This window comes from Cupriavidus sp. TMH.W2 (genome assembly GCF_050847365.1).
Classification (GTDB): Bacteria; Pseudomonadota; Gammaproteobacteria; order Burkholderiales; family Burkholderiaceae; genus Cupriavidus.
Window position 1 is genome coordinate 1,177,711 of sequence record NZ_CP193792.1, and the last position, 13,572, is coordinate 1,191,282.

Below are 13,572 nucleotides of genomic sequence, written 5' to 3' on the forward strand. Positions count from 1 at the left end.
CTCAGGCGTGCGTGAGCTTTTCCTTGAGCGCGGCGTTGTTGCTGGTGTGCACGTGCACGAGGGCCTTTTCCGGGAAGGCATAGTGGTAGGCTTTTCGCAGCGCCAGCGCGGCCTCGTGGAAGCCTGACAGGATCAGCTTCTGCTTGTTGGGGTAGAACGCGATGTCGCCCGCAGCAAAGATGCCGCGGCGCGAGCTTTCGTAGGTGGTGGTGTCGACCAGGATGCGGCCGGCGCGCAAGTCCATGTCCCATTGCGCGATCGGGCCCGGCTCGGATACCAGTCCATACAACGCCACCAGTTCATCGGCGGGCAGCACCGTGCTGCCGTCGCGGGTGCGCACCCCGACCTCGGTCAGCGCGCCATCCTGGCCATCGGTGCGCAAGGCGCCCAGCATGCCGACCACGAAGTCCATCTCACCCGCGGCCACGGCCTCGCGCATTTCCGCGACGGTGCCGTCGGCTGCGCGGAAGCCCTCACGCCGGTGCAGCAGCGTCACGCGCGCGGCCACCTTGCGCAGCGCCAGCGCCCAGTCCAGCGCCGAGTCGCCGCCGCCGGCCACCACCACGCGCTTGCCGGCAAAACGCGACACGTCGCGCACGGCGTAGTGCACGTGGCGGCCTTCCAGCGCCGGCGCCTCGGGCAGCGCCACGCGCTGGGGCGCGAAGGCGCCCGCGCCGGCACAGATCAGCACCGCGGCAACGTCGAAGCGTTTGCCGCCGTCGGTGGTCACCAGCAGGCGCTCATGGGCGGCATGGCCGTCCGCTGCCGGCGGTGCCGCGGTTTCGGACACGCTTTCGGCGCGCTGGCCGAAGTGCATCGGGAAGGCGAACGGCGCGCATTGCTCCAGCAGCCGGTCGACGAGGTCCTGCGCCAGGCAGCCCGGCACGGCGGGGATGTCGTAGATCGGCTTTTCCGGATAAAGCTCGGTGCACTGGCCGCCGGCTCGGTCGAGCACATCGATCAGTTCACATTTGAGGCCGAGCACGCCGGCCTGGAACGCGGCGAACAGGCCGACCGGGCCGGCGCCCACGATCAGGACATCGGTGGTGGTGACGGGTGCGGCGGCAGCAGGGGTAGCGGTGGGCATTGGGCGTGGCGGGCACGCCAGGTGCCCGCAAATAGACGGTGCAAAGCCCGACTATACCCCGCGGCACCCCGGTTTCCGCCGACGCCAGCGTTGCCGGCATGGCTTTGGCGCGGCCCGCCAGGGTGCGCCGGCGTCACGCATGAAGGGGGCGACGGGAGTAGAATGACACCATGCAAAACGCCCACGCCATCAATGCCGACCTGCATTGCCATTCCACCGTTTCCGACGGCACGCTCGCGCCACGCGCTGTGGCGGCAATCGCCCGTGACGCAGGGGTCGCGTACTGGGCGCTGACCGACCACGACGAACTGGGCGGGCAGGCCGAGGCACGCGCCGCGGCCGAGGAATTCGGCATGCGCTACGTGCCGGGCGTGGAGATTTCGGTGACCTGGGCCGGGCAGACCGTGCATGTCGTCGGCCTGCAGATCGACCCGCACTGCCCGGAACTGATCGACGGCCTGACCGATACCCGCTCGGGCCGCGCGCGCCGCGCGCGCGATATCGCGGAAGCGCTCGCCAGGGTCGGCATCCCCGGCGCCTATGAAGGGGCGCTGCGCTATGTGGGCAACCCGGACCTGATCTCGCGCACGCACTTTGCGCGCTGGCTGGTCGACCAGGGCCGTTGCGCCACCATTGGCGACGTGTTCAGCGAGTACCTGTCGGAAGGCCGTCCCGGCTATGTCGGCCACCGCTGGGCCAGCCTGGCCGAAGCGGTCAGCTGGATCCGCACGGCCGGCGGCATCGCCGTGATGGCGCACCCCGGCCGCTATCACTACACCGATACCCAGCACGATGCGCTGTTCGATGAATTCACCTCGCTGGGCGGCGGCGCGGTCGAGGTGGTGACCGGCAGCCATACGCCCGACCAGTACCGCCGCTACGCGGAGGTGGCCCGCCATTACGGGCTGCTGGCCTCGCGCGGCTCGGACTTCCACGGCCCCGGCGAAGGGCGCGTGGGGCTGGGCACGCTGCCGCCGCTGCCGGCCTCGGTCACGCCCGTCTGGCACAACTGGTAAGCGCGCGCCCGGCCTGGCCGGGGTATCCCCCAGATTCCGCTCCGCTCCGTCCGAATCCGCCATCCTGGCCCATGTCACAGTACTTCGAGATCCATCCGCTCAATCCGCAGTCGCGCCTGATCAAGCAGGCCGCCCAGATCCTGCAGAAGGGCGGGCTGATCGCGCTGCCGACCGACTCCAGCTATGCACTGGCCTGCCGGCTCGACGACAAGGCCGCGGTCGAGCGCTTGCGCCGGCTGCGCGGCATCGACGACCGCCACCACCTGACGCTGATGTGCAGCGACCTGTCCGAGCTGGGCAACTTTGCCCGCGTCGACAACCGGCAATACCGCTGGCTCAAGGGCGCCACGCCGGGTCCTTATGTATTCATCCTGGAAGCGACCAAGGAAGTGCCGCGGCGGCTGTCCCATCCGGCGCGCAAGACCATCGGCGTGCGCGTGCCTGAACACGCGATCCCGTTGGCGCTGCTGGGCGAGACCGGCGAGCCGCTGATCTCGGCCACGCTGCAGCTGCCCGGCGACGAGGAACCGCTCAACGACCCGGCGGAAATCCGCGCGCGGCTGGAAAAGCAGCTCGACCTGGTGGTGTGCGGCGGCCCGGCGCCGGCGCAGCCGACCACGGTGATCGACCTGACCAGCGGCGAACCCGAGCTGATCCGCGCGGGCCGCGGCGACGTCGGGCGCTTCGGGCTCTGAGTTCCTCCGGCACCGCCACCTTCCCGGACGGGTGCACCCGCGTGCGCCCGGGCGCCGCCGGGCCGTTACAATAAGGACCATGGATTCCTCCCTTATCCAGACCTTCGCGGTCTATGCCCTGCCAGTGCTGTTCGCCATCACGCTGCACGAAGCCGCGCACGGCTACGTGGCCAAGGTGTTCGGCGACAACACGGCCTATGCGCTCGGGCGCGTCAGCCTGAACCCGATCCGCCATATCGACCCGATCGGCACCATCGCGGTGCCGCTGCTGCTCTACATCATGACCAGCGGCCAGTTCGTGTTCGGCTATGCCAAGCCGGTGCCGGTGGTGTTCGAGCGCCTGCGCAATCCGCGCTGGCACGGCATGTGGGTGGCGCTGGCCGGTCCGGCCAGCAACGTGGTGCAAGCCTTCGTCTGGGTGCTGCTGGCCATCGGCCTGACCTGGGCCGGCGTGCGCGAGCCGTTTTTCGGCGAGATGGCGCTGGCGGGCGTGCGCGTCAACCTGGTGGTGGCAGCCTTCAACCTGTTCCCGGTGCCGCCGCTGGACGGCGGCCGCGTGCTGACCGCGCTGCTGCCGCAGGGCATTGCCCGCGCGGTGTCGCGCATCGAGCCGTACGGCATCTTCGTGGTGCTGGCGCTGGTGGCCGCGGGCGTGATCACGACGATCTGGATGACGCCGGTAGTCAATGTGCTGATGGCGCTGATCGAACTGCTGCTGCGCCCGATCGTGATGCTTCTGCATTGAGGGGGCGGGGAACGCCATGACGCTCTTGCATGCCGGAATTTCAACGCCGTCCGCCTGGATTACTCGCTGGGCCCACTTGCTGCGTCCAGGTGCGCGGGTGCTGGACCTGGCTTGCGGCAACGGGCGCCACGCCACCTGGCTGGCCGCGCGCGGCCACACGGTGCTGGCGGTCGACCGCGACGCCGAAGCCATCGCCGGCCTGCCGGCCGGCGTGACCGGGCGGGTGGCCGACCTGGAGCAGGGCGCCTGGCCGCTGGCCGGCGAGGCGCCGTTCGACGCCATTGTCGTCACCAATTACCTGCACCGGCCGCTGTGGCCGGACCTGGCGGCGGCGCTGGCGCCAGGCGGGTTCTGGATCCATGAGACCTTCGCCGCCGGCAATGAGACCGTGGGCAAGCCGTCGCGGCCGGATTTCCTGCTGCGGCCGGGCGAATTGCTCGAGGTGGCGCGCGAGTTCGGCCTGCGCGTGGTGGCCTATGAAGATGGCCTGGCAGAAGTGCCGAAAACAGCCTTCGTGCAGCGCATTTGTGCGGTACGCGAGGCGGCCGCCGCGGCCGATGCGCCCGCGCCGCCACGCTACCGGCTCGATCCCTGAGCGGGGCGCCGCGCTGTCGGCGGCAATCGCGCCGCACGCGTTGAAACAGTTGGTATCAACCCCTGTCCGGGCAGCGGTCGAAGCGGCTCGCGGTTCCGGTACAATCCCGTTATTCGCATCCCGAATTCCTTAACGTTATGACACAGATTACCGGCAGCATCGTCGCCATCGTCACCCCGATGCATGAGGACGGCAGCCTGGACTTCCCGGCCCTGCGCGCACTGGTCGACTGGCACGTGGCCGAGGGCACCGACGCCATCGTGATTGTGGGCACCACTGGCGAGTCCCCGACGGTTACCGTCGAGGAGCACTGCGAACTGGTCCGCGTTGCCGTGGAGCAGGCCGGCAAGCGCATCCCGATCATCGCCGGTACCGGCGGCAATTCCACCAAGGAAGCGATCGAGCTGACCGCCTTCGCCAAGAAGGTGGGTGCCGATGCCTCGCTGCAGGTTGTGCCGTACTACAACAAGCCGACCCAGGAAGGCATGTACCGGCATTTCCGCACCATCGCCGAGGCCGTGGACCTGCCGGTGCTGCTGTACAACGTGCCGGGCCGCACGGTCGCGGACATGAACAACGAGACCATCTTGCGCCTGGCGCAGGTGCCGGGCATCGTCGGCGTCAAGGAAGCCACCGGCAATATCGACCGCGCGGCGCAGCTGATCAAGGGCGCGCCGGAAGGCTTTGCCATCTACAGCGGTGACGATCCCACGGCCGTTGCGCTGATCCTGCTGGGCGGCCACGGTAATATCTCGGTCACCGCGAACGTGGCGCCGCGCAAGATGCATGAGATGTGCGCCGCGGCACGGAAGGGCGACGTCGTCACCGCGCGCCGCCTGCACATGGAACTGATCGGGCTGAACCAGGCCATGTTCATCGAAGCCAATCCGATCCCGGTCAAGTGGGCGCTCCAGCAGATGGGCAGGATGGAAGGCGGTATCCGCCTGCCGCTGACCCCGCTGTCCGAGGGCAACCACGACTATGTCCGCAAGGCACTGGCCGCCGCCGGCCTGCTGGCCTGATTTTCCACGGCGCCCTGTTGTCCGCCCCATCTACTAGGATTGCGTGTCAATGAAACTGAAGCTTAACCGCCGCGGTGCGACGCAAGTCCGCCGCGCCGCACTGGTTGTGCCCGTGCTTGCCGCCGGCGTGATCACCGGCTGCAGCAGCATCAACGAGGCGATGCAGCCTGACAAGATCGACTACAAGTCGTCGGCCTCGAAGCGCACGCCCACGCTGGACGTGCCGCCCGACCTGACCAAGCTGGAAGGCGACCGCCGGTATTCGGTGCCCGATGTGAACGGCACCTCGACGCTGTCGACCTACAGCCAGGCCACCAAAGTGCGCGAGCAATCCCCGAGCGAGAACGTGCTGCCCTCGGCGCAGGGCATCCGCATGGAGCGCGACGGCAACCAGCGCTGGCTGGTGATCAGCAACGGCATGCGCGGCGACCAGCTGTGGCAGCAGTTGCGCGGCTTCTGGCAGGAAAGCGGTTTCCTGCTGGTGCAGGACTCGCCCGAGACCGGCATCATGGAAACCGACTGGGCCGAGAACCGCGCCAAGATCCCGCAGGACATCATCCGCAATACCATCGGCAAGGTGTTCGACGGCCTGTACTCGACCTCCGAGCGCGACAAGTTCCGCACCCGCGTCGAGCGCGCGCAGAATGGCACGCTCGAGGTCTACATCAGCCATCGCGGTGCGCAGGAACAGCTGACCGGCGTCGACAAGTCGAGCACGGTCTGGACGCCGCGCCCGGCTGATCCCGAGCTGGAAGCCGAATTCCTGTCGCGCCTGGCCCAGCGCCTGGGCGTGCAGAAGGAGCAGGCCGACCGCATGGCCAAGAACCCGGAGCCGGCAGGCAACACGGCCGCCGCGGCTGCTGGCGCGGCCGCCGGTGCGACCGCTGCCGCGGCCGCCGACGGCGCCGCGCAGAACAAGTCGTACCTGGCCCAGGTCAACGGTGCCCCGGCGCTGCAGCTGCCCGAGCCGTTCGACCGCGCCTGGCGCTCGGTCGGCCTGTCGCTGGACCGCGTGAACTTCACCGTCGAAGACCGCGACCGCGCCCAGGGCCTGTACTACGTGCGCTATGTCGATCCGCGCGCCAACGTCGACAGCCGCGGCTTCTTCTCCAAGCTGTTCACCAAGCCGGACGACCCCAAGACCGCCAAGAAGTATCGCGTGGCGCTCAAGGGCACGGGCAGCGGCACGCTGGTGACGGTGCTCAACGAAGCCGGCCAGCCGGAGAACAGCGAAATCGGCAAGCGCATCCTGTCGCTGCTCGACGAGCAACTGCACTGAGCCGGCGCATGACTGCTGGCTTGCCAGCCGGCCGTTCTGGCCGGTGCCTGGCGGGGAGGGCGCGGCCATGATGCGCTTCGCCTTCCTCGGCAGCGGCAGCGACGGCAACTCGCTGCTGATCGAATCCCGCGAAGACACCACTACTACGCGCGTGCTGCTGGACTGCGGCTTCGGCATCCGCGAGACCGCCCGGCGCCTGGAGCGCCTCGGTGTCACGCCGGACCAGCTTGACGCCGTGCTGGTCACGCACGAGCACGGCGACCATGTCGGCTCGGCCTATGCCTTTGCCGCGCGCCATCGCCTGGCGGTCTACACCAGCCACGGCACGTGGCTGGCGACCTCGCACCTGCGCGGTGCCGATGCTGCCGACGTGCGGGTCTGCTGTGCCGACCATGCCTTCGCCATCGGCGACCTGCAGGTGCTGCCCTACACCGTGCCGCACGACGCGCGCGAGCCGGTGCAGTTCGTGCTGTCGGACGGGCAGGCGCGGCTGGGCGTGCTGACCGACGCGGGTATGGAAACGCCTTATGTGACGGCGCGCCTGTCGGGCGTGGATGCGCTGGTGCTGGAATGCAACCATGACCGCGAAATGCTGCGCAACTCGGTCTATCCGGCCTCTCTGAAGCGGCGCATCGGCGGCGACTTCGGCCACCTGGCCAACGAGGTCGCGGCCAGCATCCTGGCGCAGGTTGCCCATGCCGGCCTGAACCGCGTGGTCGCCGCCCATCTCAGCAAGCAGAACAATACGCGGGAGCTGGCCACCGGCGCGCTGGCGGCGGCATTGGGGGCGCTGCCCTCCGAGGTGCTGGTGGCAGACCAGGACGAGGGCCTGGACTGGCAGGCGGTGCGCGCCTGAGGGATTGGTGCGTGCGAAGAGGGCGCTGCGGGGCGCAGCGCGGTAGTGGCGCCCAAAATAAAAAAACCGGCCCGAAGGCCGGTTTTTTATATCGGTACGGAACCGATTACTGCTTGGCAGCCGGAGCCGAAGCGTCAGCAGCCGGAGCGGAGGCTTCAGCAGCCGGAGCCGAAGCGTCAGCAGCGGCAGCAGCCGGGGCTGCAGCAGCGGGAGCCGAAGCTTCAGCAGCCGGAGCGGCAGCAGCCGGAGCAGCCGTTTCAGCGGCCGGAGCGGCAGCTTCTTCCTTCTTGCCGCAAGCAGCGAGAGCAACAGCGGCCAGCAGCGATGCGATCAGGAGAGACTTCTTCATTGTTCGTCCTTTAACTTGTAATAACGAAAAACAGGCGATGAATAATTACCGGTAATTATCGCTCTTGAACTGCAAAATAGAGGCCCTCCCGGGTGCCGACATATGCAGTGGTCCGCAGTACTAGCCAGCCGACGATTATATCCGCGTTTTCCCGGCTTGTGTAGCGCCAAAATTTGCTGATTCGCAATGTTACGCATTATTACAGCCGTGGACCCAACTGCAACCATCCTTCCAGCGTCCAGTGATGGAATGTTTCCATCAGATCGGGTAGGTCCGCGCAATCAGCAACATCTCTGCCACTAAGTTGCCGATAATCGGCCAATTTTTTCAACCACGGCATCAGTTCGGCCGGTGGTTCGTAGGCTTCTCCATTCAGGAAGAAATTGGCGCGGTCGTAAAGCGCGATCGATGCCGGGGCAAGGACGACGCCATGGCGGGCCGCCATTGTCGCGTAACGGCGCAGCGGGATGTCGGCTATCTCCGCGAATTCAACACCAGGTTTGGGTTCGGACAGATGGCTGCCGAGGAATTCCGACACCATCTGGCTGTTCCATTGCAGCGCCTTGAGCCGCTCGGCGACTGCCTTGGCCATGCCGGCGGGCAATTGCGCGGGGCGCGTGGCGGCGCGCTCGCCGGGATCGGCATAGCGGCCGCCGAGGTCTTCGTTATCCTCGACCGTTTCCGACAACCAGGCCAGGAAGTGCCCGGCCAGTTCGCGATAAGCCGGCGCGCGGAAGCCGATCGAGCAGGTCATGCATTCGCCCTCGGCAATGCCATCGTGCGCATATTGCGGCGGCAGGTACAGCATGTCGCCGGGTTCCAGCACCCATTCCTGTTCGGCGCCGAAGTCGGCAAGGATCTTCAGCGGCATGTCGGGAATCAGGTCCAGGCTGGTCTGCGACGAGATGCGCCAGCGGCGCCGGCCCGAGATTTGCAGCAGAAACACGTCGTAGGAATCGAAGTGCGGACCCACGCCGCCGCCGTCGGAGGCGTAGCTGATCATCAGGTCGTCCAGGCGCGCATCGGGCACGAAGCGGAAGCGGCCCATCAGTTCCGCCGCGGCGGCGTCGTGCAGGTTGACGCCCTGCACCAGTAAAGTCCACTGGCGGGTCTTGACGGCGGGCAGGTTTTCACGCGCAAATGGGCCATGCGCGAGCTTCCAGCGGTTGCGGAAGTGCGTCACCAGGCGCGATTCGACGTCGTCGCGGTCGGCAAGGTCGAAAAGCGCATCGCGCGACACAGGCGGCACGATTCCCGGCACCGCCTGTCGAATGAGCAGGGGCTTGCGATGCCAGACATCCCGCATGAATGCAGCAGGCGTCATGCCACCAAGCAGGTCGAGCGGAGTGTCTGGATCGACGGGGCCAGGGGGCAGGGCCTGCGCGTATAATGCGGAATCGTTCATGGAGTCAAGAATTGAAAATCGCTAAGAACACGGTAGTGTCCGTGATGTACAAGCTATCGGACGCGCAAGGCAATCTGATCGAGGAGTCAGATGAAGCCATGGTCTATTTGCACGGCGGGTATGATGGCACGTTCCCCAAGATCGAGGAAGCGCTCGACGGCCATGACACGGGCTTCGAGACCCAGCTGCAGCTTGAGCCGGAAGACGCGTTCGGCGATTACGACGCCGATATGGTGAAGGTCGAGCCGCGCAACCGCTTCCCCGAGCCGCTGGAAGTCGGCATGCAGTTCGAAGGCATGCCCGAGGACGGCGACGAAGAAGACTCCGTCATCTACACCGTGACCGACGTGGCCGAGGACAAGGTCGTGCTGGACGGCAACCATCCGCTGGCCGGCATGGCGCTGCGCTTCTGGCTGAAGGTTTCCGAAGTGCGCGAAGCCACCGCCGAGGAAATCGAGCACGGCCACGCCCACGGCGCCTCGGGCGTTGAAGTGGTGGATGAGGACGAGGACGACGATACGCCGCGCACGCTGCACTGAGCGCGCGCAACCAGCGCATCCACAAAGAAGCCGGCAGTTGCCGGCTTCTTTGCTTTCAGCCGCCGGTCAGTGCTGCGCCGGCCCGTCCTTGAGCACGACCGCGAACGGCGACGCCGCGGCGGGCGTGATCACCAGCTCGGCCCATTGCGAGACCGTGCCGGCCGGCAGCGAGACGCGCGTGAAATTCTGCAGGACCTTGCCGGCGGCATCGCGCAGCGGCTTGTCGATGCCGAAGCCGCTTTCGGTCCCGCTCCCGCTTGCATGCACCAGCAGCACCTGGCCGCTGAAACGCGCGCTCAGCTCGCGCAGCTGGCGCTTGAACTCCAGGTAGCCATCGCGGGTGCGGTGGCGCAGGAAGCCATCCAGCAGCGTCGGGCGGCCCTTCTTCTCCCAGCCGTTGGCAAAATGCGGGTCGCCGTGGACGACCACCACGATGCCGTTCAGGTTCCGCTGCCGGGCCACCGAGAACGCGCGCGCCAGCCACTGCCGGTTGGCCTCGCGCCGGTCCTCGAATTCGCCGTTGCGGCCGCCTTCATTGCGGTAGTGGTTGTTATCGCCGGGCACGTTCAGGCCAACGATCAGCACATCGCCCACGCTCATGCGCATGTTTTCGCGGAAGCTGCGGAACAGTGCCTGGTCCGATTGCCGCAGCACCGGCCGTGGATGCTGTCCCAGGGTGGCATCCTCGGGGAAGAACAGCTCGCGCAGCCGGTTCAGCCGCTCGACCGCATCAAAGCTGCCGTTGACCGGCAGCCGGCACTCGGACCAGTCGGTTTCACCCGGCACGTAGACCAGCGGCAGCGGCGACTGGTCCAGCAGCTGCTGGCGGCTGCTCAGCACCGCATCGCTGCACGATTCCGTATCGCCCTTGATGCCGCCGGCATGGATCACCAGGTCCAGCTTGCTCTCGGCAAAATAGTCGAGCAGCGCCGCCGCATTGGCCTCCGCCGCCGGCCATTGCGGCAGGTCGGCAATCAGCGCTACGCGCGTGATCTGCGGCCTGGCTGGTGTCTTGCCCGCGCGGCCTGCGGGCGCGGCCGCCGCCATGCCGGCCATGCACAGCAGTGGGAACAACAGGGTGACCAGGGCCCGGCGCGGGGCGCTCATGCCGTCTCGGCTGCCTCGCCTGCCAGCGCCTTGAGCCGGTACAGCGCCTCCAGCGCGGCGCGCGGCGTCAGGGTGTCGGGATCCAGGTCGGCCAGCGCGTCGAGCAGCGCGGCCTGCTCGGGTGCCAGCGCGGTGGACACCGCCGCCGGCGCACCGCCGAAATCGTCATCGTCGTCCTCCGGCGCCGGCGGTGCCGCGAACAGGTCCAGCTGCGGCGTGGGCGTGGCTTCGGCGGACTGCTGTTCCAGCCAGGCCAGGTGCCTGCGCGCGGCGCGGATCACCGGCTGCGGCACGCCGGCCAGCTGCGCCACCTGCAGGCCGTAGCTCTGGCTGGCGGGGCCGTCCTGCACCGCATGCAGGAAGACGATGCCGTCGCCATGCTCCACCGCCGACAGGTGCACGTTGGCCGCCTGCGGGAACTCCTGCGGCAGCTGCGTCAGCTCGAAATAATGCGTGGCAAACAGCGTATGGCTGCGGTTGTGCGACAGCAGGTGGCGCGCGATCGCCCACGCCAGCGCCAGCCCGTCGAAGGTGGAGGTGCCGCGCCCGATCTCATCCATCAGCACCAGCGAGGCCGAGGTGGCGTGGTGCAGGATGCCGGCGGCCTCGGTCATCTCGACCATGAAGGTGGAACGCCCGCCGGCCAGGTCGTCGGCGGCACCGATGCGGGTGAAGATGCGGTCGATCGGCCCGATCACCGCGCGCCGCGCCGGCACATAGGCGCCCACGCAAGCGAGCAGCACGATCAGCGCGGTCTGGCGCATGAAGGTGGATTTACCGCCCATGTTCGGGCCGGTGATCAGCAAGAGCTTGCGCGCTTCGTTGAGCTGGCAGTCGTTGGCAATGAACGCCACCGACTCCGCCGCGAGCTGGCCTTCGACCACCGGATGGCGGCCCTGCACGATGTCGACCACGTTCTCTGCGACGCGCTCCGGCGCGGACCAGTCCAGCGTCTGCGCGCGCTCGGCCAGCGCCGTCAGCACGTCCAGGCGCGCCAGCGCGCCCGCCACCCGCTGCAGCTCGCCGATATGCGGCAGCAGCGCCTGCAGCAGGCCGTCGTAGAGCTGCTTCTCGCGCGCCAGCGCGCGGTCCTGCGCCGACAGCGCCTTGTCCTCGAAGGCCTTCAGTTCGGGCGTGATGTAGCGCTCCGCGTTCTTCAGGGTCTGGCGGCGGCGGAAGTCGTCGGGCACCTTGTCGGCCTGGCCGTTGGTGACCTCGATATAGAAGCCGTGCACGCGGTTGAACTCGACGCGCAGGTTGGCAATGCCGGTGCGGGCGCGTTCGCGCGCTTCCAGGTCGATCAGGAACTGGCCGCAGTTCTCGGAGATATCGCGCAGCTCATCGAGAGCGGCATCGTAGCCGCGCGCGATCACGCCGCCGTCGCGCACCACGGTGGCCGGCTCTTCGGCCACGGCGCGCACCAGCAGGTCAAGGCACTCATGCGGCACGGCGAGGTCGTCGCGGGTCTGCGCCAGCAGGATGCTGTCCTGGTCGGCCAGGATGCAGGCCCGCACGTCCGGCAGCGCGCGCAGCGTGTCGCGCAGCGAGGACAGGTCGCGAGGGCGGGCATTGAGCAAGGCCAGCCGCGAGGTGATGCGCTCGACATCGGCCAGCCGGCGCAGCGCCGCGCGCAGGGCATCGGTGCCCTGGTCGATCAGCACGCCAATGGCCTGCTGGCGCGCCTGCGGCACTGCCGGGTCGCGCAGCGGGTGGTGCAGCCAGTGGCGCAGCGCGCGGCTGCCCATGGCCGTGCAGCAGGTGTCCAGCAGCGAGAACAGTGTCGGCGACTCGCCGCCGCGCAGGGTCTCGGTCAGCTCCAGGTTGCGCCGCGTGGCGGAATCCAGGCCCACATATTCCGATTCACGCTCGACCTTCACGCCCTGCACATGGCGCAGCGACTGGCCCTGCGTGGTGGCGGCGTAGTTCAGCAGCGCGCCGGCCGCGCCCAGCGCGGCACCCAGCCCGGCGCAGCCGAACGGGTCCAGGCTGGCCACGCCAAGCTGCTCGCGCAGCCGGCGCGTGCCGGCGTCCTGGTCGAAATGCCATTCGGGCAGGCGGGTGCGGGCGCAGGCGAGCGCGGGCAACTCGATGCCGTCCGCATACAGCAGTTCGGCCGGCCGGATGCGCTCCAGCTCGCGGCCCAGCTGGGCCGCTTCGCATTCCATCAGGCGCAGCTCGCCGCTGGCCAGGTTCAGCCACGCCAGCCCGGTCTTGCTGACGCCGCGGCGCGTGGTCTGCTGGTGCACCGCCATCAGGAAGGTGTCGGCCTTGTCCGGCAGCAGCGCGGCATCGGTCAGCGTGCCCGGGGTGACGATGCGCACCACCTTGCGCTCCACCGGCCCCTTGCTGGTGGCGGGGTCGCCGATCTGCTCGCAGATCGCCACCGACTCGCCCAGCTTCACCAGGCGCGCCAGGTACTGGTCCGCCGAATGGAAGGGAATGCCGGCCATGCGGATCGGCACCCCGTTGGACGCGCCGCGCGCGGTCAGCGTGATGTCGAGCAGGCGGGCGGCCTTCTCGGCATCGTCGTGGAAGAGCTCGTAGAAGTCACCCATGCGGTAGAACAGCAGGGTGTCGGGGTGGTCCGCCTTGATGCGGAGATACTGCTGCATCATGGGCGTGTGGCGGCTCGCGGACGAATCTGCCTGCGCCTGTTCCGGGTCGGTCTTTTTCTGCAATCCCATTGCCATTTAGCCTGTCTGGCGGTGGGCCTGCGCGATGCCGCCCGTTCCGCTCGGATCACCGCCTCGCGCATGCCGGATGGCGGCCGCGCGGGGCGTCCGGGCGGTCATCCGGCGGCCTGTGGCCAGGGCGCGAAGGGGCGTTATCGAATATGGGCGATATGGTACAGCACGGGGCTGCCGCCGCAGTGCCGCG

General features: G+C 68.2%; 13 protein-coding genes. 8 read left to right on the plus strand and 5 right to left on the minus strand.

Annotated features, from left to right (window positions below; translation table 11 throughout):
- Position 1: 1 nt before the first annotated feature.
- Complete coding sequence (locus ACREYQ_RS05515) at positions 2 to 1,087, minus strand: NAD(P)/FAD-dependent oxidoreductase (protein WP_432259759.1); 1,086 nt, start codon at positions 1,085 to 1,087, stop codon at positions 2 to 4.
- A 170-nt stretch (positions 1,088 to 1,257) separates the two neighbouring features.
- Here ACREYQ_RS05515 and ACREYQ_RS05520 point away from each other — a divergent pair, with 170 nt between their 5' ends.
- From ACREYQ_RS05520 to ACREYQ_RS05550, 7 genes are all read left to right on the plus strand, one after another.
- The gene (locus ACREYQ_RS05520) at positions 1,258 to 2,103 is read left to right on the plus strand and encodes a 3',5'-nucleoside bisphosphate phosphatase (RefSeq protein ID WP_432259760.1); all 846 of its coding nucleotides are present in this window, start codon (positions 1,258 to 1,260) and stop codon (positions 2,101 to 2,103) included.
- A gap of 71 nt (positions 2,104 to 2,174) precedes the next feature.
- On the plus strand, positions 2,175 to 2,798 hold the full coding sequence (locus tag ACREYQ_RS05525; RefSeq protein ID WP_432259761.1) for an L-threonylcarbamoyladenylate synthase: 624 nt from the start codon (positions 2,175 to 2,177) through the stop codon (positions 2,796 to 2,798).
- Between the two features lie 79 nt (positions 2,799 to 2,877).
- Positions 2,878 to 3,543 carry a site-2 protease family protein gene (locus ACREYQ_RS05530; protein ID WP_432259762.1) on the plus strand — a complete coding sequence of 222 codons (666 nt, stop codon included), beginning with the start codon at positions 2,878 to 2,880 and terminating at the stop codon, positions 3,541 to 3,543.
- A 16-nt stretch (positions 3,544 to 3,559) separates the two neighbouring features.
- Complete coding sequence (locus tag ACREYQ_RS05535) at positions 3,560 to 4,138, plus strand: class I SAM-dependent methyltransferase (protein ID WP_432259763.1); 579 nt, start codon at positions 3,560 to 3,562, stop codon at positions 4,136 to 4,138.
- Positions 4,139 to 4,275: 137 nt separating this feature from the next.
- Positions 4,276 to 5,160 (plus strand): 4-hydroxy-tetrahydrodipicolinate synthase, encoded by an 885-nt coding sequence (gene dapA, locus ACREYQ_RS05540; protein ID WP_432259764.1) that lies wholly within the window; start codon positions 4,276 to 4,278, stop codon positions 5,158 to 5,160.
- A 49-nt stretch (positions 5,161 to 5,209) separates the two neighbouring features.
- Positions 5,210 to 6,439, plus strand: coding sequence for an outer membrane protein assembly factor BamC (bamC, locus tag ACREYQ_RS05545; protein WP_432259765.1), 1,230 nt, complete (start codon positions 5,210 to 5,212; stop codon positions 6,437 to 6,439).
- 67 nt (positions 6,440 to 6,506) lie between these two features.
- Positions 6,507 to 7,295, plus strand: coding sequence for an MBL fold metallo-hydrolase (locus tag ACREYQ_RS05550; RefSeq protein ID WP_432259766.1), 789 nt, complete (start codon positions 6,507 to 6,509; stop codon positions 7,293 to 7,295).
- 106 nt (positions 7,296 to 7,401) lie between these two features.
- Here the strand turns inward: ACREYQ_RS05550 and ACREYQ_RS05555 are convergent, their stop codons facing one another.
- On the minus strand, positions 7,402 to 7,644 hold the full coding sequence (locus tag ACREYQ_RS05555) for a hypothetical protein (protein ID WP_432259767.1): 243 nt from the start codon (positions 7,642 to 7,644) through the stop codon (positions 7,402 to 7,404).
- A gap of 199 nt (positions 7,645 to 7,843) precedes the next feature.
- The gene (locus ACREYQ_RS05560; RefSeq protein ID WP_432259768.1) at positions 7,844 to 9,049 is read right to left on the minus strand and encodes a JmjC domain-containing protein; all 1,206 of its coding nucleotides are present in this window, start codon (positions 9,047 to 9,049) and stop codon (positions 7,844 to 7,846) included.
- A gap of 11 nt (positions 9,050 to 9,060) precedes the next feature.
- Between ACREYQ_RS05560 and ACREYQ_RS05565 the strand changes: the two genes are divergently transcribed.
- Positions 9,061 to 9,588, plus strand: a complete 528-nt coding sequence (locus ACREYQ_RS05565; RefSeq protein ID WP_115014968.1) for an FKBP-type peptidyl-prolyl cis-trans isomerase — start codon at positions 9,061 to 9,063, stop codon at positions 9,586 to 9,588.
- A 66-nt stretch (positions 9,589 to 9,654) separates the two neighbouring features.
- On the opposite strand, the gene ACREYQ_RS05570 is transcribed toward ACREYQ_RS05565, so the two are convergent.
- Together ACREYQ_RS05570 and mutS are read right to left on the minus strand one after the other, a co-directional pair.
- The gene (locus ACREYQ_RS05570; RefSeq protein ID WP_432259769.1) at positions 9,655 to 10,695 is read right to left on the minus strand and encodes a hypothetical protein; all 1,041 of its coding nucleotides are present in this window, start codon (positions 10,693 to 10,695) and stop codon (positions 9,655 to 9,657) included.
- Positions 10,692 to 13,379, minus strand: a complete 2,688-nt coding sequence (gene mutS, locus ACREYQ_RS05575) for a DNA mismatch repair protein MutS (RefSeq protein WP_432259770.1) — start codon at positions 13,377 to 13,379, stop codon at positions 10,692 to 10,694. Before mutS ends, ACREYQ_RS05570 begins: the two co-directional genes overlap by 4 nt.
- Positions 13,380 to 13,572: the final 193 nt, after the last annotated feature.

What these genes read in the sequence shown, in the direction of transcription:
- ACREYQ_RS05515 (WP_432259759.1), bottom strand. Translation starts at nt 1,087, where the DNA reads ATGCCCACCGCTACCCCTGCTGCCGCCGCACCCGTCACCACCACCGAT.
- dapA (WP_432259764.1), top strand. Translation starts at nt 4,276, where the DNA reads ATGACACAGATTACCGGCAGCATCGTCGCCATCGTCACCCCGATGCAT.
- ACREYQ_RS05525 (WP_432259761.1), top strand. Translation starts at nt 2,175, where the DNA reads ATGTCACAGTACTTCGAGATCCATCCGCTCAATCCGCAGTCGCGCCTG.
- mutS (WP_432259770.1), bottom strand. Translation starts at nt 13,379, where the DNA reads ATGGGATTGCAGAAAAAGACCGACCCGGAACAGGCGCAGGCAGATTCG.
- ACREYQ_RS05570 (WP_432259769.1), bottom strand. Translation starts at nt 10,695, where the DNA reads ATGAGCGCCCCGCGCCGGGCCCTGGTCACCCTGTTGTTCCCACTGCTG.
- ACREYQ_RS05550 (WP_432259766.1), top strand. Translation starts at nt 6,507, where the DNA reads ATGATGCGCTTCGCCTTCCTCGGCAGCGGCAGCGACGGCAACTCGCTG.
- ACREYQ_RS05535 (WP_432259763.1), top strand. Translation starts at nt 3,560, where the DNA reads ATGACGCTCTTGCATGCCGGAATTTCAACGCCGTCCGCCTGGATTACT.
- ACREYQ_RS05530 (WP_432259762.1), top strand. Translation starts at nt 2,878, where the DNA reads ATGGATTCCTCCCTTATCCAGACCTTCGCGGTCTATGCCCTGCCAGTG.
- ACREYQ_RS05520 (WP_432259760.1), top strand. Translation starts at nt 1,258, where the DNA reads ATGCAAAACGCCCACGCCATCAATGCCGACCTGCATTGCCATTCCACC.
- ACREYQ_RS05560 (WP_432259768.1), bottom strand. Translation starts at nt 9,049, where the DNA reads ATGAACGATTCCGCATTATACGCGCAGGCCCTGCCCCCTGGCCCCGTC.
- ACREYQ_RS05555 (WP_432259767.1), bottom strand. Translation starts at nt 7,644, where the DNA reads ATGAAGAAGTCTCTCCTGATCGCATCGCTGCTGGCCGCTGTTGCTCTC.
- bamC (WP_432259765.1), top strand. Translation starts at nt 5,210, where the DNA reads ATGAAACTGAAGCTTAACCGCCGCGGTGCGACGCAAGTCCGCCGCGCC.